The following is a 1,482-nucleotide window of genomic DNA, read 5'->3' on the forward strand; positions in this document are numbered from 1 at the left end:
ATTCAGTTGTTAAAGAGCGGTTGGTTAAGATCTTTCGTCTCAACCGAGGCGCGCATTCTACAGCAGCCTCATTTGCTGTCAAGTGATTATTTTCTGAAGTTTTCCAAGTTTCCTTTTCAACTTCAACCACTTGCGCYTCAGATCTCTCGTCAGCGGGAGGCGAATTCTACAGCGTTACACGCTGCTGTCAACACCTCTTTTTCAACTCCCTTTCGGCTTCGATGAACTGAAGCAACCTGCTGCCGAAAACTGCGTAACTCATTGTTTACCAAGGAGTTTTCCGTTTCGACTGCGCCGGAAGTGGGGCGAATTATAGACATCTGTAATCTGCCGTCAAGCACTGATTCAGGTTATCTATCAATAACCTGCAAAATGCAGCAAAGCGCCCCAAAGGACGCCTATATAGAAGAGCCAGAACTTCCCTCTATATAGAAGAGCTTCCTCACAGGCAGCCACAGCCCGTGCCATAGCCAAAAAACAAAAAAGCACCCAAGGTGCTTTTTTGTTATCGCTGTCAGCTGAATAAAGTCGCCACCCTGGCCCGCGCCATGTGCAGCTTCTTGTAACTGTCGATCAGGCGAAGGTGCCTGTCGAGCCCTTCCAGCTTCATGCTCGTCGGCGTCAGGCCGTAGAAACGTACGCTGCCATCCACCGACCCTATCGCCGCGTCCATCCGCTCGTTGCCGAACATCCGACGGAAGTTGACCTCGTAGTCGCTCAGTTCCAGATCATCGTCCAGCTGCATTTCCAGCACGACGTTCACGGCTTGATAAAACAAACCGCGCTCGACGGTGTTGTCGTTGTATTGCAAGAAGGCTTCCACCAGATCCTTGGCCTGATCAAACTTCTGCAAGGCGAGATAAATCAGCAGCCTCAGCTCCAGGATCGTCAACTTGCCCCAAGGCGTGTTGTCGTCGAACTCGATGCCAATCAAGGTGGTGATGTCGGTGTAATCATCCAGCTCGCTGTTTTCCAGCCCCTTGGCCAGCGTTCTCAGGCCGACCTTGCTCAGGTTGTGCAGATTGAGGATGTCGGCGCGGAACTGCAGCGCTTTGTTGGTGTTATCCCAGATCAAATCTTCTACCGGATAAATTTCCGAGTAATCCGGCACCAGAATGCGGCAGGCCTTGGCGCCGATGTGCTCATAGACCGCCATGTACACTTCTTTGCCCATGTCTTCGAGAATGCCGAACAAGGTCGCGGCCTCTTCGACATTGGAGTTTTCGCCTTGACCGGAGAAATCCCACTCAACGAATTCGAAATCCGGCTTGGCACTGAAGAAGCGCCACGAGACCACACCGCTGGAATCGATAAAGTGCTCGACGAAGTTGTTCGGCTCAGTCACCGCCTGACCTTCGAAGGTCGGCTGAGGCAGATCGTTCAGGCCTTCGAAACTGCGACCTTGCAGCAGTTCCGTCAGGCTGCGCTCCAGCGCCACTTCCAGGCTTGGGTGCGCGCCGAACGAGGCGAACACGCCACCAG

General features: G+C 53.1%; 1 protein-coding gene. It reads right to left on the reverse strand.

Annotated elements, in window-relative coordinates:
- Window positions 1–514: 514 nt before the first annotated feature.
- Window positions 515–1,482, reverse strand: a 968-nt coding sequence (locus AC1DU9_RS29780; RefSeq protein ID WP_477811267.1) for a YcaO-like family protein, incomplete at its 5' end; no start/stop codon positions are given.

This window comes from Pseudomonas sp. P4_C1 (genome assembly GCF_056402155.1).